The 24,154-nt window shown below is 60.1% G+C and carries 19 protein-coding genes and 1 pseudogene; 13 read left to right on the forward strand and 7 right to left on the reverse strand.

Going from position 1 to position 24,154, the window contains the following annotated elements; genetic code table 11:
• The first annotated feature begins 144 nt into the window (after positions 1-144).
• The 7 genes from ACTQV3_RS05840 to ACTQV3_RS05870 all read left to right on the forward strand — a co-directional run bounded on the left by ACTQV3_RS05840 (position 145) and on the right by ACTQV3_RS05870 (position 6,789).
• Positions 145-1,068, forward strand: a complete 924-nt coding sequence (locus tag ACTQV3_RS05840; RefSeq protein ID WP_427719486.1) for a PTS mannose/fructose/sorbose transporter subunit IIAB — start codon at positions 145-147, stop codon at positions 1,066-1,068.
• Between the two features lie 36 nt (positions 1,069-1,104).
• Positions 1,105-1,899, forward strand: coding sequence for a PTS mannose/fructose/sorbose/N-acetylgalactosamine transporter subunit IIC (locus ACTQV3_RS05845; RefSeq protein WP_154518546.1), 795 nt, complete (start codon positions 1,105-1,107; stop codon positions 1,897-1,899).
• Between the two features lie 13 nt (positions 1,900-1,912).
• Positions 1,913-2,746, forward strand: a complete 834-nt coding sequence (locus ACTQV3_RS05850) for a PTS system mannose/fructose/sorbose family transporter subunit IID (RefSeq protein ID WP_154518549.1) — start codon at positions 1,913-1,915, stop codon at positions 2,744-2,746.
• Between the two features lie 198 nt (positions 2,747-2,944).
• Positions 2,945-3,928, forward strand: coding sequence for an SIS domain-containing protein (locus tag ACTQV3_RS05855; RefSeq protein ID WP_441067341.1), 984 nt, complete (start codon positions 2,945-2,947; stop codon positions 3,926-3,928).
• A 155-nt stretch (positions 3,929-4,083) separates the two neighbouring features.
• On the forward strand, positions 4,084-4,713 hold the full coding sequence (locus ACTQV3_RS05860; protein WP_441067339.1) for an HAD family hydrolase: 630 nt from the start codon (positions 4,084-4,086) through the stop codon (positions 4,711-4,713).
• Between the two features lie 206 nt (positions 4,714-4,919).
• Complete coding sequence (locus ACTQV3_RS05865) at positions 4,920-5,927, forward strand: YitT family protein (protein WP_441054364.1); 1,008 nt, start codon at positions 4,920-4,922, stop codon at positions 5,925-5,927.
• 142 nt (positions 5,928-6,069) lie between these two features.
• Entirely contained in the window at positions 6,070-6,789 is a 720-nt protein-coding gene (locus tag ACTQV3_RS05870) for a GntR family transcriptional regulator (protein WP_441042277.1), read from the forward strand.
• A gap of 24 nt (positions 6,790-6,813) precedes the next feature.
• Here the strand turns inward: ACTQV3_RS05870 and ACTQV3_RS05875 are convergent.
• Positions 6,814-6,879: pseudogene (locus ACTQV3_RS05875) on the reverse strand (hypothetical protein); the annotation flags it as partial.
• A gap of 330 nt (positions 6,880-7,209) precedes the next feature.
• On the opposite strand from ACTQV3_RS05875, the gene ACTQV3_RS05880 reads away from it, so the two are divergent.
• From ACTQV3_RS05880 to ACTQV3_RS05890, 3 genes are all read left to right on the forward strand, one after another.
• Positions 7,210-9,192, forward strand: a complete 1,983-nt coding sequence (locus ACTQV3_RS05880; protein WP_441067337.1) for a RecQ family ATP-dependent DNA helicase — start codon at positions 7,210-7,212, stop codon at positions 9,190-9,192.
• A gap of 2 nt (positions 9,193-9,194) precedes the next feature.
• Positions 9,195-9,950 (forward strand): GntR family transcriptional regulator, encoded by a 756-nt coding sequence (locus ACTQV3_RS05885; RefSeq protein ID WP_441067335.1) that lies wholly within the window; start codon positions 9,195-9,197, stop codon positions 9,948-9,950.
• Between the two features lie 144 nt (positions 9,951-10,094).
• Positions 10,095-11,063 carry an SIS domain-containing protein gene (locus tag ACTQV3_RS05890; RefSeq protein WP_441067333.1) on the forward strand — a complete coding sequence of 323 codons (969 nt, stop codon included), beginning with the start codon at positions 10,095-10,097 and terminating at the stop codon, positions 11,061-11,063.
• A gap of 381 nt (positions 11,064-11,444) precedes the next feature.
• Here ACTQV3_RS05890 and ACTQV3_RS05895 read toward each other — a convergent pair whose 3' ends face one another.
• On the reverse strand, positions 11,445-12,422 hold the full coding sequence (locus ACTQV3_RS05895; protein ID WP_152067319.1) for an L-lactate dehydrogenase: 978 nt from the start codon (positions 12,420-12,422) through the stop codon (positions 11,445-11,447).
• A 211-nt stretch (positions 12,423-12,633) separates the two neighbouring features.
• Here ACTQV3_RS05895 and metA point away from each other — a divergent pair, with 211 nt between their 5' ends.
• Entirely contained in the window at positions 12,634-13,560 is a 927-nt protein-coding gene (gene metA, locus ACTQV3_RS05900) for a homoserine O-acetyltransferase MetA (RefSeq protein WP_427719472.1), read from the forward strand.
• Between the two features lie 91 nt (positions 13,561-13,651).
• On the opposite strand, the gene ACTQV3_RS05905 is transcribed toward metA, so the two are convergent.
• Positions 13,652-14,248: a 5-formyltetrahydrofolate cyclo-ligase gene (locus ACTQV3_RS05905; RefSeq protein WP_441067331.1), complete on the reverse strand. Its 597-nt coding sequence runs from the start codon at positions 14,246-14,248 to the stop codon at positions 13,652-13,654.
• 389 nt (positions 14,249-14,637) lie between these two features.
• On the reverse strand, positions 14,638-17,682 hold the full coding sequence (locus ACTQV3_RS05910) for an insulinase family protein (RefSeq protein ID WP_441535748.1): 3,045 nt from the start codon (positions 17,680-17,682) through the stop codon (positions 14,638-14,640).
• Between the two features lie 489 nt (positions 17,683-18,171).
• Between ACTQV3_RS05910 and ACTQV3_RS05915 the strand changes: the two genes are divergently transcribed.
• On the forward strand, positions 18,172-19,638 hold the full coding sequence (locus tag ACTQV3_RS05915) for an ATP-binding protein (protein ID WP_441535747.1): 1,467 nt from the start codon (positions 18,172-18,174) through the stop codon (positions 19,636-19,638).
• A 100-nt stretch (positions 19,639-19,738) separates the two neighbouring features.
• Here the strand turns inward: ACTQV3_RS05915 and ACTQV3_RS05920 are convergent, their stop codons facing one another.
• Together ACTQV3_RS05920 and dcm are read right to left on the reverse strand one after the other, a co-directional pair.
• On the reverse strand, positions 19,739-20,230 hold the full coding sequence (locus ACTQV3_RS05920; protein WP_441535746.1) for a hypothetical protein: 492 nt from the start codon (positions 20,228-20,230) through the stop codon (positions 19,739-19,741).
• 126 nt (positions 20,231-20,356) lie between these two features.
• The gene (gene dcm, locus ACTQV3_RS05925; protein ID WP_441535745.1) at positions 20,357-21,619 is read right to left on the reverse strand and encodes a DNA (cytosine-5-)-methyltransferase; all 1,263 of its coding nucleotides are present in this window, start codon (positions 21,617-21,619) and stop codon (positions 20,357-20,359) included.
• 148 nt (positions 21,620-21,767) lie between these two features.
• On the opposite strand from dcm, the gene ACTQV3_RS05930 reads away from it, so the two are divergent.
• Complete coding sequence (locus ACTQV3_RS05930; RefSeq protein ID WP_441063968.1) at positions 21,768-23,273, forward strand: Sau3AI family type II restriction endonuclease; 1,506 nt, start codon at positions 21,768-21,770, stop codon at positions 23,271-23,273.
• Between the two features lie 55 nt (positions 23,274-23,328).
• Here the strand turns inward: ACTQV3_RS05930 and ACTQV3_RS05935 are convergent, their stop codons facing one another.
• Positions 23,329-24,015 carry a DUF5710 domain-containing protein gene (locus tag ACTQV3_RS05935; RefSeq protein ID WP_441067311.1) on the reverse strand — a complete coding sequence of 229 codons (687 nt, stop codon included), beginning with the start codon at positions 24,013-24,015 and terminating at the stop codon, positions 23,329-23,331.
• Between the last annotated feature and the right edge of the window lie 139 nt (positions 24,016-24,154).

Consider the following 24,154-nt stretch of genomic DNA (forward strand, 5'->3'; position numbering starts at 1 on the left):
GTGTCCGCTTATCCAGCCCCAACCTTTCGAGTACGTTAAACCCGTAAACGGTCGATTTTTAACCGCGAACGGTCTTTATACTAATTATCAATATAAGTAGCGTATAAGACGTTATAATGACCATAACGAAAAGGAGGAGGCAAGATGAATCAGATCATTCTCGCATCTCATGGCGGCCTGGCCGCAGGCGCCAAAGACACGCTCGAGATGGTTCTCGGCGACGTGTCGAACGTCCACGTCGTGTCGCTTGCTCGTGACGACAAGGAGCCCATCACCAATAAGGTGGACGCCATGATCGCCACGTTCAACGCGGACGATACCGTCTATGTGCTGACCGATATGCTCGGCAGCTCGGTCAACAACAGCATGGTCGAGCTTTCCAAGAACGGCACGAAGTTCACGGTTGTCAGCGGTTTCAACATCCCGCTGGCGCTCACGCTCGCTATGAGCCCCGCCCCCGTCAAGGGCACCGAGCTCGCGGCCCTCATCAACGAGGCCCGCACTGGTCTGACCAACCCCAACGCACCGGTCGAGGCCGTCGCGGCTCCCGCCAAGAAGGCCAAGGCGTCCCGTCACAGCTCCGGTCCCGCCAAGATCGTCCTCGCACGTCTTGACTACCGTCTGCTGCACGGCCAGGTCGTCTTTACCTGGACCACCAAGGTTCAGGCCGAGCGCATCATCGTCGTCGACAACGCTGCCGCCAACGATGACATCAAGAAGGGCGCTCTTAAGCTGGCCAAGCCCCAGGGCGTGCGCCTGAACGTCTTCACCGTCGAGCGTGCCCTCGCCAAGATGGACAAGCTCAACACCCTCGGCGAGCGCGTCATGTTCGTCTTTGGCAACACTGCCGAGATGCTGCAGTTCTGCCAGGGCTACAAGCTCGACGCCATCAACCTGGGCGCCACCGCCAACCACGACGGTGCCGATCAGGTCGGCGGCAAGGACAGCTCCGTCTTCCTCGACGCCACCCAGAAGGCCGACATCAACCAGCTGCTCGACATGGGCATCAAGCTCTATGTCCAGCAGACCCCCACGTATCAGAGCGTCGACATCGACGCCAAGCTGTAGTCAACCAGGCTTTTGCCTGACTGAAAGGAGAAGGGTATGAATACGTTCATCAGTGCGGTGCTCGTCGGCCTCGTCGGCGTGTTCTGCATGTGGGACTCCCGCCTGCTCGGTCGTCTTAACTTCGAGCAGCCCCTCGTTGGCGCTACGCTCGTCGGTCTGCTGCTGGGCGATGTGCCCACCGGCCTTGCCGTCGGTGCCGCCGTCGAGCTCGTGTCCATGGGCCTGGTGCAGGTCGGTGCTGCCGTTCCGCCCGATATGGTCCTGGGCGGCATCGTGGCCGCTGCCTTTGCGTGCCTGACCGATGCTTCCGCCGAGACTGCCATGACGATCGCCATCCCGGTCGCCGTCCTGGGTCAGCTCCTCGGCATCGTGTTCCGTTCCATCATCGCCGCCCTCACCCATGTGGCAGATAGCGCGATCGATAACGGAAAGTTCAAGACCGCCTACCGTATGCACATCTGCGTCGGCACTGGTCTGTACGCCGTCATGTACTTCCTGCCGATCTTCCTCGCCGTCTTTGTTGGCACCGACCTGGTTCAGGCCATCGTCAACATGGTCCCCGAGTGGCTGTCCACTGGTCTTAACGTTTCGACCAAGATCATGACCGCCTACGGCTTGGCCCTGCTGCTCACCATGATGATCAAGAAGGGTATGACTCCGTTCCTGTTCATCGGCTTCCTGCTCGCCGCTTACCTCAACCTGTCCGTCATCGCGGTCGCTCTGATCGGTGTGTGCCTGGCTGTCGTCTTCATGGGCTTCAAGTTCAACGGTTCCCATGCAGCCGCCGGTGTCGATTCCGACTACGATCCGCTCGAAGACGACGAAGACTAAGGAGGAACACACTATGGCAACCGCAACCAAGGACGTGTCCCTGAACAAGAAGGTCAGCCAGTTCTTCTGGCGCTCCTGGGCCATCCAGGCCTCTTGGAACTACGAGCGTCAGATGAACATGGGCTTCCTCTATGGCATGGTTCCCACGCTCGATCGCCTCTATCCGGATGAGTCCGACCCCAAGCAGCTCGCTGCCAAGAAAGAGGCTTACCGCCGTCACATGGCGTTCTACAACTGCACTCCGCAGACGAGTGCTTTCGTCCTGGGCCTCGCCGCCTCCATGGAGGAGGAGTACGCCAAGGATCCCGAGAACTTCGATCCCGATTCGATCAACGCGGTCAAGACCTCCCTCATGGGCCCGCTTTCCGGTATTGGTGACTCCTTCTTCCAGGGCACCATCCGCGTTATCGCCTTTGGTCTGGGCGTTCAGCTGGCTCAGCAGGGCTCCATCATGGGCCCGATCCTGGCCATGCTCATCTCCATCGTGCCTTCCGTGCTGATCACTTGGTTCGCAGCCAAGATGGGCTATCAGGGCGGCCACGAGTACCTGAGCAAGCTTCAGGGCGGCGACCTCATGGAGAAGCTCATGTATGTCTGCGGCATCGTGGGTCTTATGTCCGTGGGCGGCATGATCGCTACGCTGATCGGCGCTACCACCCCGCTGCAGTTCGCTGACGGCACCGTCGTGATCCAGGACATCCTGGACGGCATGATGCCCCAGATGATTTCCCTTGGCCTCACCGGCCTTATGTACTGGCTCATCAAGAAGAACGTCAACACCGGTTGGCTTCTTGTGATCGCCATCGTGGGCGGCATCGCCCTCTCCGCGGCCGGCATCCTGGCCTAGTCGCGCCCAAGCGTCTAACCGCTTTCCCCGGGGAGCCTGCCTGGCATCCCATACCCCAGGCAGGCTTCCATCCCTAAATGTGTCAAAGGGACAGTCCCTATGTCACATCTTCAATGGGCCGGCGACTCGGTCCAAATCACGGTAATCCTGCGCACGTCCGGCAAAGTGGCGCCGCAAAAATCGAAAGGAATGTGTCAGATGTACGAGATCGACCTTAACCTCCCTAAGCAGATCGTCGCTGACGTCCTGTCCAACCACGAGATCCACAGCGTCGCCTTCGTTGGCTGCGGCGCTTCCATGTCCGACCTTTACCCCGCCAAGTACTTCCTGGCCAACAACACGGACAAGCTGAACGTTCAGATCTTCACCGCAAACGAGTTCAACTACGACACGCCCTCCTGGGTCAACGAGCACACCTTCGTGATCACCTGCTCCCTTGGTGGCTCCACGCCCGAGACCGTCGAGGCCAACAAGACCGCCAAGAAGCACAACTGCCCGGTCGTCTCCCTCACCAACAAGGCCGGCTCCGCTCTGACCGTCGACGCCGACCACGTCATCATCCACGGCTTCCACGCCAACTACGCTGCCAAGTGCGAGAAGCCCGGCTACGCCATCGCTCTTGCTCTCGAGATCCTTCAGCAGACCGAGGGCTATGAGCACTACGAGGACATGATCACCGGCCTCACCAACGTCTTCGAGCTCTGCGAGAACGCCGCTCAGTCCGCCAAGGGTCTTGCCAAGCAGTTCGCTCAGGACTTCAAGGACGACAAGATGATCTACTTCATGGCTTCCGGTGCCTCCGAGAAGATGGCTTATTCTCACGCCGCCTTCCTGTTCACCGAGATGCAGTGGATCGACGCCGCCGCCTACAACACCGGTGAGTACTTCCACGGCCCGTTCGAGGTTTCCACCGAGGGTAAGCCCTACGTCTTCTTCATGTCCGATGGCGCTACCCGTCCGATGGACGCCCGCGCCCTCACCTTCCTTAAGCGCATGGGCGCCAAGGTCGCTCTGATCGACTCCAAGGACTACGGCCTGGCTGACGCCGTGCCCGCGAGCGTCGTCACCTACTTCAACCCGCTGCTGCACCTCGCCGTTATGCGCGAGTATGGCAACCAGATCGCTGAGGCCCGTCAGCACCCGCTGACCATGCGTCGCTACATGTGGAAGCTTTCCTACTAATCACAAGTAAGTAGACCTTACGGGTTGATTGAGAGGGGATGGGGTTTTCGCCCCGTCCCCTTTTTGCTTTGGGGGCGTGTTTGTCGCGCCGCAAACCCCAGATAAAACCTACCAAAATAAACCTGTCCCTTTTTGGCAGGTGGAAGGAGGAGCGTATGATCAAGGCAGTGCTGTTTGACATGGACGGCGTGCTGGTCGATACCGAGTGGTTCTACAACCGTCGCCGCGTGGCATTTATGGAAGAGAAGGGGTTCCACTTTGACGAGATCCCCGACCTTTCGGGGTCTAACGAGCCGGCCATCTGGAAGGCGCTGGTGCCCGACGATGTTGAGCTGCGTGAGCGCCTGCGCGTGGAGTACAAGCAGGTCTACAGCCCGCAACACCCCGTTCCGTATGCCGAGCTTCTCAACGAGCAAACGGAGCCGGTGATGCGTGAGCTGCATGAGCGCGGCGTGAAGTGTGCCATCGCGAGCTCGTCCTATCGCGAGCTGATCGACGAGCTGGTGGAGATTGCCGGCATCGCCGACGTGCTGGACTACACCATCAGCGGTCACGAGTGCAGTGCGTTTAAGCCCGACCCCGAGATCTACCAGCGTGCCATGGAGGCGCTGGGGGTGGAGCCTTCCGAGTGCCTGGTTATCGAGGATTCGCCTCTGGGCATCGAGGCTGGCAAGCGCTCTGGCGCCCGCGTCCTGGCGCTGCGTCCGCACGAGGGCGTCAACCTGGACCAGTCTGCCGCCGACGTTGTCATCGACAATCTGTGTGACATCCTACCTGCCATTTAGGGACAGGTTTATTTTGGCAGGTTTTATCTGGGCAAATGCCGAATTCGCCGTGAAGGGATCGCTCTCTTCACGGCGTTTTTCTTTTGAGCGGCCTCACGATCCTTCTGATGGTTGTCGAGAGAGGGTGAATTGAGGCGCCCCCGCACGCTCCATGCTACAATCGCGAGCATGCCCCACAACTATATCTGCCTTCGAAAGGAGCCTGCGTGGCGGATGCCATCGATCAGCTCACGGACCGCGTGCTCGTACTCGGCCGCCTCACCATCGTCCGTCGTGCCATTACTGCCGTGGCAGTCACGGTCTCTGCCGTTCTCCAGACATTCCTGATCCAGGCGTTCATTCGGCCCGCTGACCTGCTTCCGAGCGGTTTTACCGGCGTCGCGGTCCTTCTCGATCGCGTTACCTCGCTAGGCGGCGTTCACATCGACATCTCGCTCGGTATGCTCGCACTCAACATCCCCGTGGCGCTCCTATGCTGGAACGGCATTAGCAAGCGCTTCGTCATCTTCTCGATGATGCAGGTCGTGCTCTCGTCGCTGTTCCTCAACGTCTTTCACTTTGCGCCGTTTTTAGGCGACAAGATCATGCTCATCATTTTTGGCGGCGTGGTCTCGGGCCTGGGTGCTGCCATCGCGCTTAAGTCCGGCGCATCCACCGGCGGCACCGACTTTATCGCGTTATGGGTCTCCAACCACACGGGCAAGACCATCTGGGGCGTCATCTTTGGCTTCAACTGCTTTATCCTGGCAATCTTTGGTTTTATGTTTGGCTGGGACAAGGCGGCGTATTCCATTGTGTTTCAGTTTATTTCGACCAAGACCATCGACAGTTTCTATCATCGCTACGATCGTGTGACGCTGCAGATCACGACGCGTAAGGCAGACGAGGTCATGACTGCCTACGTAAACCATTTTCAGCACGGCATTAGCTGCGCCGAGGTCGTCGGCGGATACAGCCGCGAGAAGATGTACCTGCTGCACACCGTTGTCTCGACCTACGAGAGCCAGGACATTATCAGGCTGGTATGCGAGGTTGATCCCGGCGCCGTGATCAACGTGTTCCACACGCTCAACTTTGTGGGCGGTTGGTGGGGCGGTCATGTCGACGAACCCATGCCCACGGCCGTTCCCGATCCCGACAAGCCCGCACGCATGGCCAGCAGGCAGGTGCGCCTCAGCGAACAGGACAGCTTGCAGCAGGACGACGGCAAGTAAGGTATTTGGCATTTTGCCGGCTCTGCCCAATCCTGTCCCTTTTTGGTAGGGAGGGTGTATCGTTTTATCGTTATGAGGTAACATAAAACTAGACGTTATATACGTATTTGTTATTCCGATATTTCGATAAGAGTGATTAGATATGCCTGCACCCAAAAATGCGCCGCTGTACCAGCAGATTTACGACGAAATCAAGGATTCGATCGAGAAAGGTGTTTATGCACCCAAGGAGCGTATCCCGTCCGAGCTTGAGCTTGCCGAGCAGTACGAGGTGAGCCGTATTACGGTGCGCCGCGCCGTAGAGGAGCTGTGTTCCGATGGCTATCTGGTTAAACAGCAAGGCCGTGGCACGTTTGTCTCCACGCCGCACATCAACCGCCAGTTTCATGCCTCGATGCTGCAGACGTTTACCGCGCTGTGTGCCGACAATGGCATGAAGGCCGGCGCGCATGTAATCGATCGCCAGATCGTTCCGGCGCGCCAAAACGAGATGGAGTTCTTTGGCCTGCAGAAGGATGCGCTGCTGCTGCATATCAAGCGCGTGCGTACGGCCGACGGCGAGCCTATCTTTGAGGAGAACATCTTTGTGCCCTTTGACGCCTACCGTGAGCTGTTGACGGCCGATCTTGAGGACAAGTCGATTTTTGCCGAGGTCGAGCGTGTTGGTGGAACGCCGATTGCCTCGGTTGGCTACCGCACGGTCGAGGCCGTTCGCGCCAATGCCGAGCAGGCGGCCGAGCTGGGCATCGCTCCGCACGATCCGCTGCTCAACCTGCGTGCCGGCTTTACCGGTCCCAACGGCGAGTCGGTTTTGCTCGGCAAGCAGTATTACGTGGGTAGCCGCTACGTCATGGTCATATAAGTTACGCGGTTTTACCAAACCGCGTAACGGCTCGACGCTACGCCTTTGGTTCCGCCGTTCTAACGAACGGCGGACCGGTCGACGCTGCAAACGCCCCTAAGCGGCAATCTGACGTTCAATCGTCGGTCGCGTACCGAAGTACGCTTCCCTCCTCTTTCACGTCACCTTGCTCGCTTAGGGGCGTTTTCGCTGACTTATGCTCAACCAGCGACGTTTCCGCGCTTGTCAAGAATGTCCCCAATGACTACCCGCAGAATGAGCGTGGATAATCTCCCGTTTTTTGCTTGGTGACGGGCTCAAAGTGGGAGATCATCCACGCTCGTTCCCATCGGATTACATCGCCCGTGGCCGGCAGCCGTGCGGCACCGGTCCGCGTGGCGGCGTATAATCGGCGGCAGATGACTTGGACGTTAGGAAACCATGACCGATAGCATGCAGCAGATGGCGCTCGATACGCTCGGCGCCTATTTTGGCTACACCTCGTTTCGCCCGGGGCAGGACCGCATGGTCGATGCGATCCTTGCCGGCCGCGATGCGCTGGGCGTTATGCCTACGGGGGCCGGCAAGTCCATTTGCTACCAGGTGCCCGCGCTCATGCTGCCCGGTATCACCTTTGTGGTGAGTCCGCTGCTGTCGCTTATGGAGGATCAGACCCGTGCATTGCTCGCGGCGGGTGCGCGACCCAGCTATCTCAACTCCAGTCTTACTCCGGCCCAGCAAAACACCGTGCTCAAGCGGGCGCGCGAGGGCCGCTACCAGCTTATGTACGTGGCGCCCGAGCGTCTGCTCGAGCCGCGCTTTTTAGCTTTTGCGCGGGAGGCCGCGGCCGCCGCCGGCATTGGCGTGCCGCTCGTGGCCATTGACGAGGCCCACTGCGTAAGCCAGTGGGGCCAGGATTTCCGTCCCGCCTACCTGCAGATTCGCGAGTTCATCGATTCCCTGCCGCAGCGCCCCATCGTGGCGGCCTTTACCGCTACGGCGACCGAGCGCGTTCGCGCGGACATTCAGCAGATGCTTGGCCTGCAAAACCCCGCGACGGTGGTGACGGGCTTCGATCGCAAGAACCTCTACTTTGGCTGCGAGGAGATGGGCGACAAGGCCAAGGCCGCGTGGGTGCGCGACTATGTGATCGCACATTCGAGCGAAAGCGGCATCGTGTATTGCTCGACTCGCAAGACCGTCGATGCGCTGGCAAGCGAGCTTGCCGAGGCGCTGGGCTCCAGCGGCATTCGCGTTGGCCGCTACCATGCCGGCATGGGCAACGATGCCCGCCGGCAAAGCCAGCGCGCCTTTATCGACGACGATATCCAGGTAATGGTTGCCACCAACGCCTTTGGCATGGGTATCGACAAGCCCAACGTGCGTTACGTGATTCACAACAACGTGCCCGAGAGCATCGAGGCGTACTACCAGGAGGCGGGCCGCGCCGGCCGCGATGGCGACCCAGCCAGCTGCCATTTGCTGTGGAACGGCAATGATTTTCGCATGCGTCGCTTTTTGATCGATCACGGCGATGCTGCCGACGAGGCGCTCGATGACGAGCAACGCGCGTGGGCGCTCCAGAATCGATACCGCCTGCTCAGCCAGATGGAGGGCTACTGCAATACCACCGGTTGCCTGCGCGAATACATGCTGCGCTACTTTGGCGACGAGGCTGCGGCCGAGCATACCGCCGCAGCCGGTGCTGGCGGTGCCGCCACGGACGACGCCGAGGGCTGCGGCAACTGCAGCAACTGCCTCACGCAGTTCGAGGTCGAGGACGTCACCGATATGGCCCGCGCCGCCGTGCGCTATGTGGCTACGCGTCCCATGCGTTTTGGCAAGTCGCTGATCGCCGACGTGCTCCACGGCGGCAACACCGAGCGCATTCGCCAGATGCATCTGGACGAGGACCGCGGCTACGGTGAGCTGTCGAGCGAATCGGTCGGGCGCATCAAGGACATCATCGGGCAGCTGTGCGGCCGCGGTTATTTGGCAACCTCACAGGGACAGTACCCGGTCGTGGGACTGGGCCCGCGTGCCGGCGAGGTCGAGGACGAGGCGTTTGCCTTTACCGTTAAGCGTCGTGCATCCAAGCGCAAGGCCTCGGCCCGCGCCCTCCGTGCGGTGGATCTGCTGCGCGAGGAGGCCGAGCTGGATCAGCGCCCGCGCGTGGGCGACGATGCCGAGCTGTTCGAGCGCTTGCGGGCACTCCGCAAGGAGATTTCGATCGAGCTGGAGATAGCGCCGTACATGGTCTTCTCCGATAAGGCCCTGCGCGGTCTGTGCCGCCTGCGCCCTCAGACGCGCGACGAGCTTATCCGGGTCAACGGCATTGGTGAGAAAAAAGCCGACGCCTTTGGCGAGCAGTTTATGGCGGCGATTGAAGAGTTTGAATCCGAGCATGCACGGGATGGAGCGTAACGATGGTAGCCGATAGCAAGACCGACCGTACTGACGTGTCCGCCGTGCCGCTGTACCAGCAGGTTATGGACGACCTAAAGGGCGAGATCGCGCGCGGCGTGTACGCTGCCGGCTCGCGCATTCCTTCCGAGATGGAGCTCGCGAAGTCCTACGGCGTGGGGCGCATTACCGTGCGTCGCGCCATTGAGGAGTTGTCGCGCGCGGGATATCTCAACCGTCAGCAGGGGAGGGGCACGTTTGTGTGTGCGCCCAAGCTCAAGCGCAAGATTGTCCAGAAAGGCGACGTCCAGAGTTTTACCGAGGCCTGCGCTGCCAACGACATGGCGGCCGGAGCGCGCCTGGTGTCGCGCACGGTGGTTGCGGCGACGCGCGAGGACGCGGCGTTTTTTGGCGTGGAACCCGGCTGCGAGCTCATCGTGGTCGAGCGCGTGCGCACGGCCGATGGCGTGCCCGTCATGCTCGAGAACAACGCCTTTGTGCTGGCCGACCATCCCTATCTGCAGCAGCTTGCCGACGAGGACCTCGCCGACAATTCGATTTTTGCGCTCGTTGCCGTGCATTCGGGCCGCGCACCGCTCAAGTCCGATCCCTGTACCGTGGAGATCGCGCTCGCTGATGCTCAGACGGCCCCGCTGTTGGAGGTGCCGGTCGGCGAGCCGCTCTTTTATATGGAGGCGTACTTTACCGATGAGGACGAGCGGCCCTTGCTGCTCGGGCGCCAAAAGATCGTGGGCTCGCGCTACGTGTTCGACATCTAACGTCCATAGATAGAACAATACAGAACAAGTTTGGTGAAATGAATTCACCTGCGACAGCTTGCGTGCTATAAATAGGACAATATAGAACGACCGCAGGTACGAGCTGTCGCCGCTCAAAGCCGCCACACAGGGAGGAATGTCACCGTGAACGCACACGATCTGGTTCAGGAAATTATCGAGCGCAAGGGTAAGGTCGAGAATGTCTTTTGGATTGCCTGCGGCGGTTCGATGATTGACCTTATGCCGGCCAATGAGCTGCTCAAGCGCGAGGCAACCACGTTTACTTCGACGGTCTACACGGCGCGCGAGTTTTGCCTTATGGCCCCCAAGAGTCTAGGGCCGAAGTCACTCGTCATCGCCTGTAGCCACAGCGGTAACACGCAGGAGGTCGTCGACGGCTGCGAGATGGCGCTGGCCGCCGGTGCCGAGGTCGTGACTATGACTGACTACGCGGGCTCCAAGATCGATAACAGCAAGTGGACCACCTGGGTTTACCCGTGGGGCAAGGGCGAGTCGCAGGCCGAAGTTCCGCAGGGCATCGGCGCTCTGATCGCCGCCGAGCTGCTCGACCAGCAGGAGGGCTACGAGGCGCTCGCCGACATGTACGCCGGCCTTAAGCAGATGGACGCACTGCTGCCCGCTGCCCGCGAGAAGGTCAACGCCGAGCTGGGCGATCGCTTTGCCGAGCTCTGCCAGCAGCACAAGTTCTTCTATATCCTGGGCTCCGGCCCCAACTTTAGCCAGACCTACGCCATGGCCATCTGCTCGCTCATGGAGATGCAGTGGCAGCACTGCTGCTACATCCACTCCGGCGAGTATTTCCACGGTCCCTTCGAGGCTACCGAGCCCGGCGTGTTCTACTTTGTGCAGCTTGGCGCTGGCGAGTGTCGCCCCATGGAGGAGCGCGCACTGGCATTCCTCAACACGCACACCGATACAGTCATGGTGCTCGATGCGCTTGAGTACGGCGTGGGCGAGGTGCCTGCCAGCGTGCGTTCGTACCTGGAGCCGATCTTCTTCTATGCGATGAGCTGTGAGCTGCGCGCCGCCCGCGGCAAGGTATTTGACCACAGTCCCGAGGTTCGCCGCTACATGGGCGTCGAGCAGTACTAGGTAACGGGGAACGCGATTTTTCATGACGGGGCCTTCGCCAAGCGCGGGCCCCGTTTGCGTCACGGCGCCCCTTTCTGTTTGTCGAAAACGAAGTCAAATACTTTTCCCGAGAAGTGAACGACCTATTTTGGACCCCCGAAGCATCGACATTTTTTGACGCCAAAACAGCAGGAAAATCTTAATGAAACTGCAGGAAATGGTCTCCACAAAGTGCCGATGCTTCGAGGGCTCGTTTTTGCTCGTTCACTTTTCGGGAAAAGTATTAGACCTAAATCTGCAAGCGTGTCGCGTGAGTCAAAAAGCGGGCCGCGCCGGTGGGTTTCCGGCGCGGCCCGCTTTACATTGTGTCCGTATGAGTGAGTTGTCGCATCAACCGGCGGACTACTTGGCGTCGTAGGCCTCGGCGTCCCACCAGTCGAGCTGGGCGATGTTGTCGCGGATGTGCTGACAGCTCTTGTGGAAGCCCTCGAGCTCGTGCTCGGAAAGGTCGAGCGTGTAGACCTCCTCGACGCCCTCGGCGCCGATCACGCACGGCAGGGAGGTAAAGATGCCCTCCTCGCCATACTGGCCGGTCATAAGCGTAGAGGCCGAAAGCACGGCGTGCTCGTTGTGCAGCACGGCGGCGCAGACGCGCGCGGCGGAGTTGGCAACGGCGTACTCGGTGCACTGCTTGCCGGCGTAGGTCACATAACCGCCCTTGCGTGCGAGCTCCTCGACCTCCATGTGGTCGAAGGCGTACTTGTCGGGGTTCTCGGCCTGAAGCTCGTTGAGGCTCTTGCCGGCGATGGTTGCGGCCTTAAAGGCGGCCAGCTGGCTAAAGCCATGCTCGCCGATCATGTAGGCGTCGATGGACTTGGGGCTCACCCCGACCTTCTTGGAGATCTCGGTGCGCAGGCGGGCAGAGTCCAGGCCACAGCCCGAGCCGATGATCTTCTTGGGATCGTAGCCGGTCAGATGCCACAGCTCAGTGCACACGACGTCGCAGGGGTTGGAGATGCTCACGAAGATGCCGTCGAAGCCGGCATCGACGATGCGCTTGGCAAAGGTGCGGGCGGCGTCGGTGGTAAAGAACAGCTCGCCGTCGCGGTTGCCGGCGGCCAGTGCGACCTTGCCGGCGGCGTTGACGATGACGTCGCAGCAGGCCAGCTCCTCGTAGTGGTCGTAGCAGTTGACGATCTTGGTGTTGTACGGGACAAACGAAAGGGAGTCGCGCAGGTCCTGGACCTCGGACGTCACCTTTGCCTCGTTGATATCGCAGAGGTACAGCTCATCGGCAATGCCCTGCATGAGCAGGCTGTTGGCGACATGTGCTCCTACGTGGCCCTGGCCGACCACACCGATCTTACGCGTCTGGTACATAGTCATATCCTTTCGGCCGAGTTTTTCGCATCGAACCATTGTAGCGTCCTGCTGCCACTTTGCTAGGCTAAAGCGCCGTAGATTTTTGGGACATGCCTTAATCTCTACTTTTGGAGTGATTTGGGCCGCTGACGGTGTCTCGGGGCGATGCACTCGCGCGGATGGGGCCGCTCGTTGTACCATAGCTGCAACTGACTCGTAAGGAGCATCCATGCCCATTCGCATCCCCGACGCCCTCCCTGCCGCCGCGCAGCTCGAGAGCGAGAACATCTTTGTCATGACCGAGTACCGCGCGCTGCACCAGGACATCCGTCCGCTGCGCGTGCTCATCCTCAACCTCATGCCGACCAAGATCGCCACCGAGACGCAGATCATGCGCAAGCTCTCCAACACGCCGCTGCAGGTAGAGGTGGACCTGCTACGCACCAAGACGCACGAGGCCACGCACGTGAGTGCCGGCCACCTGGAGACGTTCTACCGTACGTTCGACGACATCCGCGATATCCACTACGACGGCCTGATCATCACGGGCGCGCCGGTGGAGCAGATGCCGTTCGAGGAGGTCGACTACTGGCCCGAGCTCTGCCAGATCATGGATTGGTCCACCACGCACGTGCACTCTACGCTGCATATTTGCTGGGGTGCACAGGCAGGGCTCTACCATCATTACGGTATCCAGAAGTGCGACCTGCCGGCCAAGGCGAGCGGCGTGTTTGAGCATTATCTGGTGAAGCCGCAAAGCCCGCTGGTCCGCGGCTTTGACGACCGCTTCTATGCCGTGCACTCACGCAATACCGATGTGCGCCGCGAGGACGTGGAGGCCGAGCCGCAGCTTGAGGTCGTGGCCGTATCAGACGAGGTGGGCCTGTACATCGTCAAGTCGACCGACAGTCGCCGCTTCTTTGTCTTTGGCCATCCCGAGTACGATACCGACACGCTGCGCCTGGAGTACGAGCGCGACGTGAAGCGCGGGCTCAACCCCCAGGTGCCGGCGCATTACTTCCCAGGTGACGACCCCACCGCCGAGCCGCGCAACGTCTGGCGCAGCCAGGCCCAGCTGCTCTACACCAACTGGCTCAACTACTACGTCTACCAGACCACGCCCTACGACCTGGCCCGCGCCGGCGAGGAGCACTAGGCTACGGCCGCGGTTGCGGTTGTGGCTTCGGCTGCGGCGTGACGAGCGTGGATTTTCGGATGCCCATCTTGCGGGTGCGATACAACGGCGGTTAGGCGCTGATGATGTGGGGTAGCGGCAGGTCGTGGGTGTCGGTGGGAACGTGGTCGACACGCTGCTCGTCAAAGGCGATGCCGATGATTTGGCATGCGGGCGAGAGCGTGGGCAGGTAGCGGTCGTAGCAGCCGCCGCCATAGCCCAGGCGTGCGCCGGTGTGGTCGAAGGCTACGAGCGGCACGACGATCATATCGAGCGCCTCGGCAGGCACGATAGGAAAGCGGCTGCTGTCGACGTCCGTGGCTGCGAAGGCCCGCGTAGGGTGGGCGATAAACGGGGCCTCGGACGCATCGCCGGCAGCAACTGCCCGCATGCACATGCGCTGGCCACAAGCCACGGTGTCAGCTGCCGAGAACATGCACGGATAGGCCACGCGCCAGCCGTGTTTTGCGGCCGCTGCGGCAAACGCGGCAGGATCTGCCTCGGAGCCCATGGCGGCATAGACGGCAACGGTGCGCGGGGCCGCGGGACCCGAGCCGCCCAGCAACTCAACGAGCCGCGCGCATACAGCAGCAGACTTTGCCGCCCGCATATCCAAATCTAGAGCATCGCGCCGGGCAATTACCGCCCGCCGCAACTCGGCCTTATCCATCCCGGCCCCTCTCTCAAACCTACCAAAAAGGGACAGGTTTATTTTGGTAGGTTTTATCTGGTCAAATGTCGAAACCACCACGCAAACCATCGCAAGGGGAGCAGTTCATGGACACCTTCGTGGGTTTTGACGAAGAGTGGGTGTTCGCGGCGGTGTGTCTCGATCCGTAACAGTAACTCGGCAAAATCGGGCCTAGATGTTACAGATTGAGACAAAGGGCCGGCGTCATCCGAAAACGTCTCGATTTGTAACATCTGGAGCCAATATTGTCGCCTAGATGTTACAGATTTAGACAAACTGGTGTGACGGGCTGAGCTGCCCCGCCCAAGCAGCGGCAAAAGTAAAGGTAGATTTTCAGGCATGTCCCAATAATCTACCTTTGCTGTGCGTTAGCCCAGCAGGTCGATGACGTTGAAGCCGGCGTTGCTCTTAGCGATGACGTCTCGGCCGCCAAAGACGCAGGTGGGCGAGACGGCTGCGATGCGCGTCACGTCGGCGCCGAGCGAGCGCAGCTCACCGGGCGTGGCGGCGAGCATCTGGGCGCGGCGCTCCTCGCGTGCATGCGGATCGAGTCCGGCCAGGTAGGTCGTGTTGCGGCGTTTGGTGAGCGCGTACGGCTTCACCGGCGCATCCATGCCGCTCACGCAGCTCACGATAAAGCCCTCAAAGGCGGCCACGTCGGGCTCAAAACCGCCGAGCCATTCGCCTGCGCGCGCCACGCGCTCAATCGAGGGGTCGATTGCCGGGTCGCGGTAGGTGTAGAACGCGGCCTGACGCTCGCCTGCCGCGCGGAATCCGCAGCCGTACGCCCCGCCCTTCACGCGGATCTCGTTCCACAGGTAGTCGTAGGAGAGCGCGTTGGCGGCAACCGCCCAGGCGCCCGTCACGTCGAGCCCCAAGCGACGCGGGTCGCATGCGCTTGCCGCAAAGCAGATGTCGCTGGGGATGACGAAAGCCTCGTGGCGGTCGCACGGCGTCGGCACCACGAGCGCGGCGCGGCCGGCAACAGCACCGTCGCTCGCGCCCAACCCCAGGTCGCCCGCGGCGGCCCAGTACGCGTCAAAGTCCTCATCGCTGCCGGTAAAGCTCGCCAGACAGCCATCAGACACAAAGATGCGGCCTGCCAGCTCGGCAAGCTTGGCGCGCAGATCGTCCAGGCGCTCGTCAAAGTGGTCGAGCAGATCGCGCAGGAACAGGTAGAAGTCCACGCCCGAAAGCTGCTCGCGCACCACGGCCGAAGGCGAGCTGTAGCTCATCGCGCGGCCGAGCGCCGCCGAGTGTCCGTTGTTAATAAAGCCCTGCTCAAGCCCAATGCGAATCTGCGTGAGCACGTCGCGCACGCGGTCGGCTTCGGCATCGAGCAACAGCGTGCTCGACCACACCTCGCGCGGCAGGCTCGCCAGTGCATCGATCTTTTCGGACAGGGCGCCGGCGCTCACCAGCAGGTAGGGGCGCACGCCGTCCACGTCGGGCTGGGTCATGACCTCGGTCGTAAAGCTCAAAAAGCCCAGCTTGCCGGCGATGAGGTTGTCGAGCTCCTCGGCCGAGTGTTCGCTCGTGGGTAGCTGTTTGAGCAGGCGGCAGAGCAGGGTCACATAGGGCAGGTCCTCAAACGCGACGCAGCTCAGGTCGAAATACTGCATGGCGTAGGCCAAGCGGTTGGTGGGGATGCCGTGGCGCAGGCAGGGGATGGGCGCGGTCGTGTCCACGACCAGCGGCGGCTCGGGGCGCGCCTCGCCAATGTCGGACACGCGCAGGCGTGGCAGCGTGGCCTTGGCCTCGGGCGCGTCATCCGCCTCCTGCGCGGCGCGCAGCGCAGCCGTGCGCTCGACCACATCGGCCAGCTCGGCATCGGTCATGGTATCGCGCTTGGCTGCCAGCTCGGCGGCCTCGGCACTCTCCGCACCCTCGGCGGCATCCACCGGCACCAGCTCGACCAGCGCCATGTGGTCATTCTCCAGCACCAGCTCGCGCAGCAGGTCCTCAAAATAGCTGCCGTCCAGCTCGCCGCGCAGCTCCTCGTACACCGGGCCGTACTTGAGCGCCAGCGTCGCGGCGTCGTCATCGTAGAGCCAGGTGCTCAGCGCGTCGCACGCAATGGCCACGCCGTCGGCGATACCGTAGTCGCGCTGGCGCAGGTCGTATTCGTTGCTGCTGATGATAGCCTCCAGGCGCTCGCGCGGAACGCCGTGCTCGCACAGGTCGCGGCAGGCGTCCTGGAACACGCGGCGCAGCTCGCGCGCCACGCCGGGCTGCGCGTTTTGCAGCATGATGAGCTCGTAGGGCTGCAGGCTCTCGGCCGCGGTGTAGCTCACCACGTTGCCGCCCAGGCCGGCGGCCAGAATGGCCTTCTTAACCGGCGCCTCGTTGGAACCCAGCAGTGCCTCGAACAGGATGTCCGCCGCGATCGTGCGCTTGCGGTCGAGCGCGCTGCCCAGCACAAGACCCAGGCCCACCAGGGCGTTCTCGGGTGTGGTTGCCATCTCGACGCGCTTGTACTCGCAGGTCACGGGCGCCTGCACGACTAGCGGATTGGGCGCCAGCGTGGACGGGTCCTCGCCGGCTGCAACGGCAGCGTCCATGCGGCGGCTCGCGGCACTCGGCTGCGACAGATAGCGCTCGTCCAAAAAGGCCAGTGCACGGTCCACATCCAGGTCGCCGTAGAGCGTGATGTAGGAGTTGGAAGGATTGTAGTGGCGCGCGTGCGTGTCCAGGAACTGCTCGTAGGTGAGCACGGGAATCGCGCGCGGGTCGCCGCCGCTCTCGTGCGCATAGGCGGTGTCGGGATAAAGCGCGGCGTTGACGGCATCGTCCAGCACGCTCATGGGGTCGGACAGCGCGCCCTTCATCTCATTGAAAACCACGCCGTTATAGCGTAGCGTTCCCTCGCGCAGGCTTGCGGAACTGCCGTTGCCCTCGCCCTCGGCGCCCTTCGGCAGGTCCAGCTCGTAGTGCCAGCCCTCCTGCTCAAAAATGGTGGGCTTGGTATAGATGGCCGGGTTGAACACCGCGTCCAGGTACACGTCCATCAGGTTGTACAGATCCTGCTCGTTGGTGGTGGCAACGGGGTAGATGGTTTTGTCGGGGTAGGTCATGGCGTTGAGGAACGTCTGCATGGAGCTCTTGATCAGGTCGACGAACGGCTCCTTGACGGGAAACTTGGCCGATCCGCACAGCACCGAGTGCTCGAGGATATGGAACACGCCGGTGGAATCGGCCGGCGGCGTCTTAAAGCCAATGGCAAAAGCCTTGTTTTCGTCGTCGCACGCCAGGTACAGCAGGCGAGCGCCCGAGGCGGTGTGGCGCAGCACGTAGGCGTCCGAGTCGAGCTCGGGCACGGTCTCGCAGCGCTCGACGGCAAAGCCGTGACAGGTGGTGCCGGGCACCAGCAGCGCGGCGGCAGCGGCGCGCGGGTCGGTTAAGGTGGTGGGCATATGCAGTCTCCTTTGACGCCCCAGCGGGGGCGAATCGAGTCGAATCCTCGTGAGTATACCCATATGGGGCCGCGGCTCTGCGGCGAACTGGAGACGATGCCGGCGGATTGGGCGAAGGCCCTGCGTGACCGCCGCGCGAGCGTGGATATTCGGACACACGAGCGCGGATTTTCGGACCGTCCATCACTCATGCATTTCTCATTTCTCACTCATCTCTAATACGAGAGATAACAGAAAGACGAGAGATGAATATGAGAGATAACTGAGCAGCAAAGAGACAAGAAATCACGGTATTGTCTCAATACTGATTGTTCTACCAGCAAAAACATGTTTAAATGAAACAGATGGTAGATATCTTATCTCTCATCTTTCACTCATCTCTAATACGAGAGATAACAGAGAGACAAGAGATAATTACGAGAGATAACTGAGAGACGAAGGAAATCTATTCGCGGCATTCTCCGCCGGACCGAGCGAAAGGACGTGCAGATGAACGAGAACGAACTGATCGGTCTGCTCGAGTCTTTAAGGCGCATGGGCTCGGACGATCTTAGCGTCGAGGTCAAGGAGAGCGCCACGACGCTTTCTCGCGACGTATGGGAAACGGTTAGCGCATTCGCGAATACCGCCGGCGGAATTATCGTGCTCGGCGTGAGCGAGCGCGCGGGCTTTGTCCCGGTTGAGGACTTTGAGACCGAGAAGGTGCTCAACCAATTTGTCGCAGGCATGGGTGATGCCGGCGGTCGCGGAAAACTGGCCAATCCGCCCAAATACACTATTGAGCGCGTGGAGCTTCGGGGCACCGTGGTTCTCGTTATCACGATTGAGGAGCTCGACCCGTCGAGCAAGCCCTGCTATGTAATAGAACGCGGCGCCCAGGGCGGCAGCTACAAGCGCATTGATGACAAAGACGTGCCACTTTCATCGACCGAGGTTTTGGCACTGTCGTCATACGAGCGGACGAGTCCTAGCGATCGCGATGCAGTGCCCGGCGCGGTTGCAGGCGATCTTGACGAGGCACTGGTCGATCGCACGATAGAGCGTGCTTTCTCGCTGACACCTCGGGCAATGCGCGGCGCGCCGGACAAGAAAACGAAGCTGGAGCGCCTGAATTTCCTCGACTCCCAGGGCAAAGTTACTAAGGCCGGACTCCTGGCTGCGGGTGCCTATCCTCAGCAGTTCTATCCTAAGCTCTTTATCGATGTGGCGGTCTATGCCGGAACGCAGAAGGGCGCGGCGGGGTCGTTGAGGTTCATGGACCGTACGATCTGCGAGGGAACGTTGGGCGAAATGATCTCGGATGCCGTCGCGGCAGTCGCCAAGAATTTGCGGCGAACCTCGACGATCCAAGGCGTCTCGCGTGTCGACTCGCTGGAGATTCCCGAGGAGGTCCTGCGCGAGGCAATCGCCAACGCCGTAATCCACCGAGAATACGGGGATCGGTTCTGTGGACAATCGATTGCCGTCGACGTCTTTGACGATCGTGTCGAGGTGACGAATCCTGGCGGCCTATACGGAGGAAAGACTCGCGAGAACTTGTTTGACGGCAGCTCCCGGTGCCGCAACGCGACGCTCATGAAACTCATGTCGATTGTTCCGCTGCCGGATGGCGCAGGTTCGCCGGCTGAGGGCAATGGCTCGGGCATTCCGATGATGATCGACGCCATGTGTGCTCATGGTTTGGCCGAGCCCCTGTTCTGCCCGGGATTCGATCGGTTCAAAGTGGTTCTCTATCGCTCAAAGGTCGAGCCGGTCGACCACGGCGGTGACTTAATTGTGGCGGCACTTAAGCGTTGCGGTGAGCTGGGTACGCGCGAGTTGGCGGAGCACACAGGGCTCACAATTTCCCAGGTTAGGTCGCGCGTCAACACACTCATTGCTCAAGGCGAGCTTGAGCCCACAGCGCCGGCGACGAGTCGCAACCGCAAGTATCGACTGTCGGAGCGTGCGGAATAAATGCGCCAGCGGACGAGGTGACCCAATAATCGACTCTCGATTGGCGCCCGCTAAGGTAAGGCGGTTGTTGCCCAGTCGACGGCGAAGTTAAAAATCCGGCTTACGCTGGCATAGTCCCGAACCCATCCATCAAGAACAGCCTAAGAACCAGCTTGATGGCATATCCCGGTTTGACTTCTGCCGCGTCAAAGACGTGGCGCTCGGCGAGCTCGCTGCAGTATGCGTAGATATCGCGGATAAGGTCCGCGCCCGAAAGCGTAAACATGTAGCCCGCGTCCGAAAGCGCATTGGGCGCGGCGGGCAACTTGGCCATGTGGCAGAACGTCTGCAGGTCGGGCGCCATAACATTCTGGTAGTCGAGGTGGCCGCTGGCATCCTGTGCGGCAAGCTCCAATTGGCGCACAGAATCCAGCGCCGCCGCTAACACAAAGCTCGGCGTAGGCGCATTGACGTCCTGAGTGGTCGCCACAAGCCTGCCCGCCGCCTGCGTGACAAGCCAAGCGACCTCGCGCTGGCAGCGCACGGCCTTGCGCGTAACCGGCTTGATGGACGAAGAAGAAACGCTTCCCTTAGGCGGATTCGAAGCAGCCACAAAACCCTCCCATGAACAATCCGGCCCAATAAGCCCGGATGAAACACGTGCTACATCAGTATACAGGGGAGTGGGATGGAAAAAACGGAGTCGACAGCGTGAACTGCCGGCTCCGGATTGCTTGCCTTAGAGGCCATACACTTCGACCATAGCTTCACCAATACGGTGGGGCACGCCGGTGACGAGTGCGTTGCCCATGCAGAAGGCTCGATGGCCGTCAGTCATGCCCGTATCGGTCCAGCCTTTCGGGAATCCCTGAAGCTGATCGAGCTCGTCGGGAACAAGACGGCGGAAACGGCCATCGGGACATTCGATGACGTGCTTGAAGCGGCTCGCTCCCGTGCCGCCTTCTCCTGTGAGGATGGTGCGGCTCGGCTTGTCGGTGGCATCCGGGAAGCTCATGGCTCCCTCGGAATACGTGTACGTAAAGCCTGTCTTCTTGTTAGTGCGCTCTTCGCGCTTGCTGCCCTTAAGGTAGCGCCAGTCGGGAAGCTTTTCGTCGGAGATGTAGAACTGCTCCGGGACATCAGCCTCGTCGACAAGCACGTCGCCAAGCACGTGGCGCTCACCGTGATAGTCTTCGGCAAAGGCGCAGGTCAGAACATGACAGCCCTGCATGACGCCGGCATTCTTGAATTGAGAGGTCTTTTGGCCGACGCCAAAACGAGTTGAGTTCTCGTAGGGGTCGGGTAAAACGTCGAGCTCGGACATCTCGTCGGGATAGATGGCGGGGAAGGCTTTAGCCATGACGCCGTTGTGCATGCGATCAACGAGATCAACCCTGCCAGCGTCCTTTTCGCAGAAGATATAAACACGCTTGCGACGCTGGGGGAAACCGTATTCGGCAGAGTTGACCACGCGCCATTCGACCGTGTAGTCGAGGTCGGCAAGACAGCTTAGGATAATGGCGAAGTCGCGACCGCGTTGAGACGCGGGCGATTTGAGCAGGCGGTCGACGTTTTCGAAGAGGCCGAACTTGGGTTCCTTCATCTCGAGGAAGTGATAGATGTCCCACCAGAGGACACCCTTCTTGCCCTCGATGCCGTGCGCCTGATTGAGAGGACGCGCGACAGAGTAGTCTTGGCAGGGAAAGCCACCGACGACCATTTGCACATCGGGGATTTTAATTTCGCCGGCTTCAGCCTGCTCCAAGACCTTATTGATATCTTCGTTGACAACGGAATCTTCGCCAAAGCGGTCCATGTAACAACGTGCCGCAAACTGACGCGCCTTGGTTCCGGGCGGTTCCCACTGATTTGCCCAAATGGTGCGGAAGGGGCCGGCCGGTTTCATATAGAAATTGGGATAACGAGGGTCGGCATAGCCTTCGAGGCCCAGACGAAATCCGCCGACGCCAGCAAAAAGCTCGGCGATTTTGACCTCTGACATACTCACTCCCCCAAATCGCTGCAAATGCAAAGATCAAGGGTACAGAAATCGGGTTGCAAATGGACGATCCCCAGGGGATCTTCACGGTATAACCCGAATTTACAGTAGCATACATATTAGATCGTGTCTTATTTCGAGAGGATTTGCCATGTCCAAGAAGCACCTCGATTTCAAGCGCATGCTTGACGATACTGATTTTTCTGACCCCTCAAGCATCGAGCGCTATGCTGCCAATCTCGACGGGATGACGTTTCGCGATATTCTTGAGCTTGGCATTGCTCCGGAGGGGGAGAGCGCGCCCAAGGACTTTGGGTCTAAGAAGTACAAGGGCGGTATGGGAACCCTGATCGAGGAGCGTTACTTTGGCTACAAGGCCAACAGCGACGACCGGCCGGACTTTCCCGAGGCCGGTGTCGAGCTCAAGGCAACGTGTTTTGACGTACTTAAAGACGGTCGTAAATCTGCCGGTGAACGTCTTGTCTTGACGATGATTCCCTACGACCGTCCCGTTTCGCTCGACTACGACAGCTCGCATCTCAAGACCAAGCTCAGCAATATCCTGCTGATTTACTACGGCCGCGATCGCTCTATCGACAAATACGACCAGCGCATTGAGCGTGCGGTCATGGTTCGACTGCCCGAAGAGGATATGAAAATCATTCGCGCCGACTACGAGAAGATCATTTCTTATATTCAGGATGGCCGTGCGGACGAGCTTTCAGAAGGCATGACGACTTATCTGGGTGCTTGCACGAAGGGCGCAACTGAGGCCACGATGTGGGCGGACCAGTATTATGAGTACTTCAATACCGATACGGGTGAGATTGAGCACCATCGCGCAAAGCGTCGCGCCTTTTCCCTCAAGCGCTCGTATATGGACTATGTGCTCCACACTTATGTCCTCGGTGCTCCGCGAGTCGGGGAGAGCATTGTTCAGGACGATGGCAAGTCTATCGATTTCGAAAGTTACGTAACTGGACTTATCGAGCAACACTATGGCGAAACTGATCGCCAGATTGCGGAGCAATACGGGTTGGAGTACACGGGCAATAAGGCGCAGTGGACAACGCTCGTCTATCGTATGCTCGGAATCAAGAACAATGCTGCCGAGGAATTCGTCAAGGCAGGCATATCCGTCCGAACCGTTCGAGTTAACAACAGGGGGCACATCGAACAGGCTATGTCGTTCCCACCGTTTGAGTTCAAGCGTTTGATCGAGGAAGACTGGGAGACGTCGCCTTTTCATGCGTGCCTTGAGACCAATCGCTTCTTCTTCGTTGTGTTTCGCGAGGACCACGATGGCGTGCTGCGTCTCGACCGTTGTTTGTTCTGGGCGATGGGAGAAAACGAAATCGAAGGCCCTGCGAAAGCTTGTTGGGATGAGACGCGAAAGGTTATACGTGAGGGCATTGAGCTCAATCCGTATCGGGATGCGAGCGGAAAGCTCAAAGTGACTAACAATCTGCCCGGTATGGCGGACAATCCAATTGTTCACGTTCGTCCGCATACGTCAAAAGCGGCTTACAAGTTTGCCGATGGAACAGAGGTCGGTGACATCGCAAGGAATGCTTACGAACTGCCCGACGGGCGTTGGATGACGAAGCAATCGTTCTGGTTCAACAAGGGCTACCTGGAGCATATTCTGGGGCTGTAGCGTTTCGAGATTATTTAACAATCAGCCCCTGCTCCTTGATACCTCGATGTCGTCTCTACAAATAAACCCCCTCACCGAGCTTCTTGTGGAACTCGGCGTGATGGTCGCGTGCCCAGGTAAAGAGTGCCTGGTCAAAATTGGTACGCGTGGCCGGGGCGCCAAAGACGCCGGCAACTTCGACGCGCACAAACTCCAGTGCCGGCAGCTTGTTGATGGCAGTGAGGGCAAACGGGGACGTGGGTTCTTCGAACAGATAGCGGCTGCCTTGCAGCGCGCCGCAACTGGTGCACGTGTTGCCGAGCGATGGGGCTTTGGAGGCTCGCGCGCCTACGGGCTTGTAGCCACAGCGCTTAGAAAGATAGTCGCGGATCTCGCCCGGCACGCAGCCAAGAGCGGGAACAATGGCGAGCGCGTTGGCATTGGTCGTGTCGATGGCAATGTGCCCGGCCTTGTTGGGTGCGTGCGCGATGGCGATGCCCTCGCCGTCATCGGTTCGATAGGGAATGCCGAAGGCCGCGACCGAGGTCTCTTTGTGGCATTTCCAGCATTCGCGCTTGCCCAGTACTAGATATATATACGGCGCAGAGGGGTCGGATCGGTCAACACCGGGCAGCCACTCGGCAAAGGGCTCGGGGTTGACGCCGCTGGGTACATACCAGATCTTCTTGGTCCGGTCCCATTTGGCGCCCAGCGCCTTGGCTTCTTCTTTGCGCGAAAAGGGAACATCGAGCTCGGTGCGCATGGTGGCTCCTTGGTGCTGCAGGTGTAAGTGGCTCAAGGATACCGCAGGGTGTGGACGTTGTGGCGTTTTGCAGAGAAGCCGCGGTGCGGACTGGTTGGTTACGCCTTGGATAAACTGGCAAGTAGATGGTCGGCTTTTG

It is taken from the genome of Collinsella sp. LCP19S3_A7, assembly GCF_052121995.1.
In the GTDB taxonomy this organism is placed as follows: Bacteria; Actinomycetota; Coriobacteriia; order Coriobacteriales; family Coriobacteriaceae; genus Collinsella.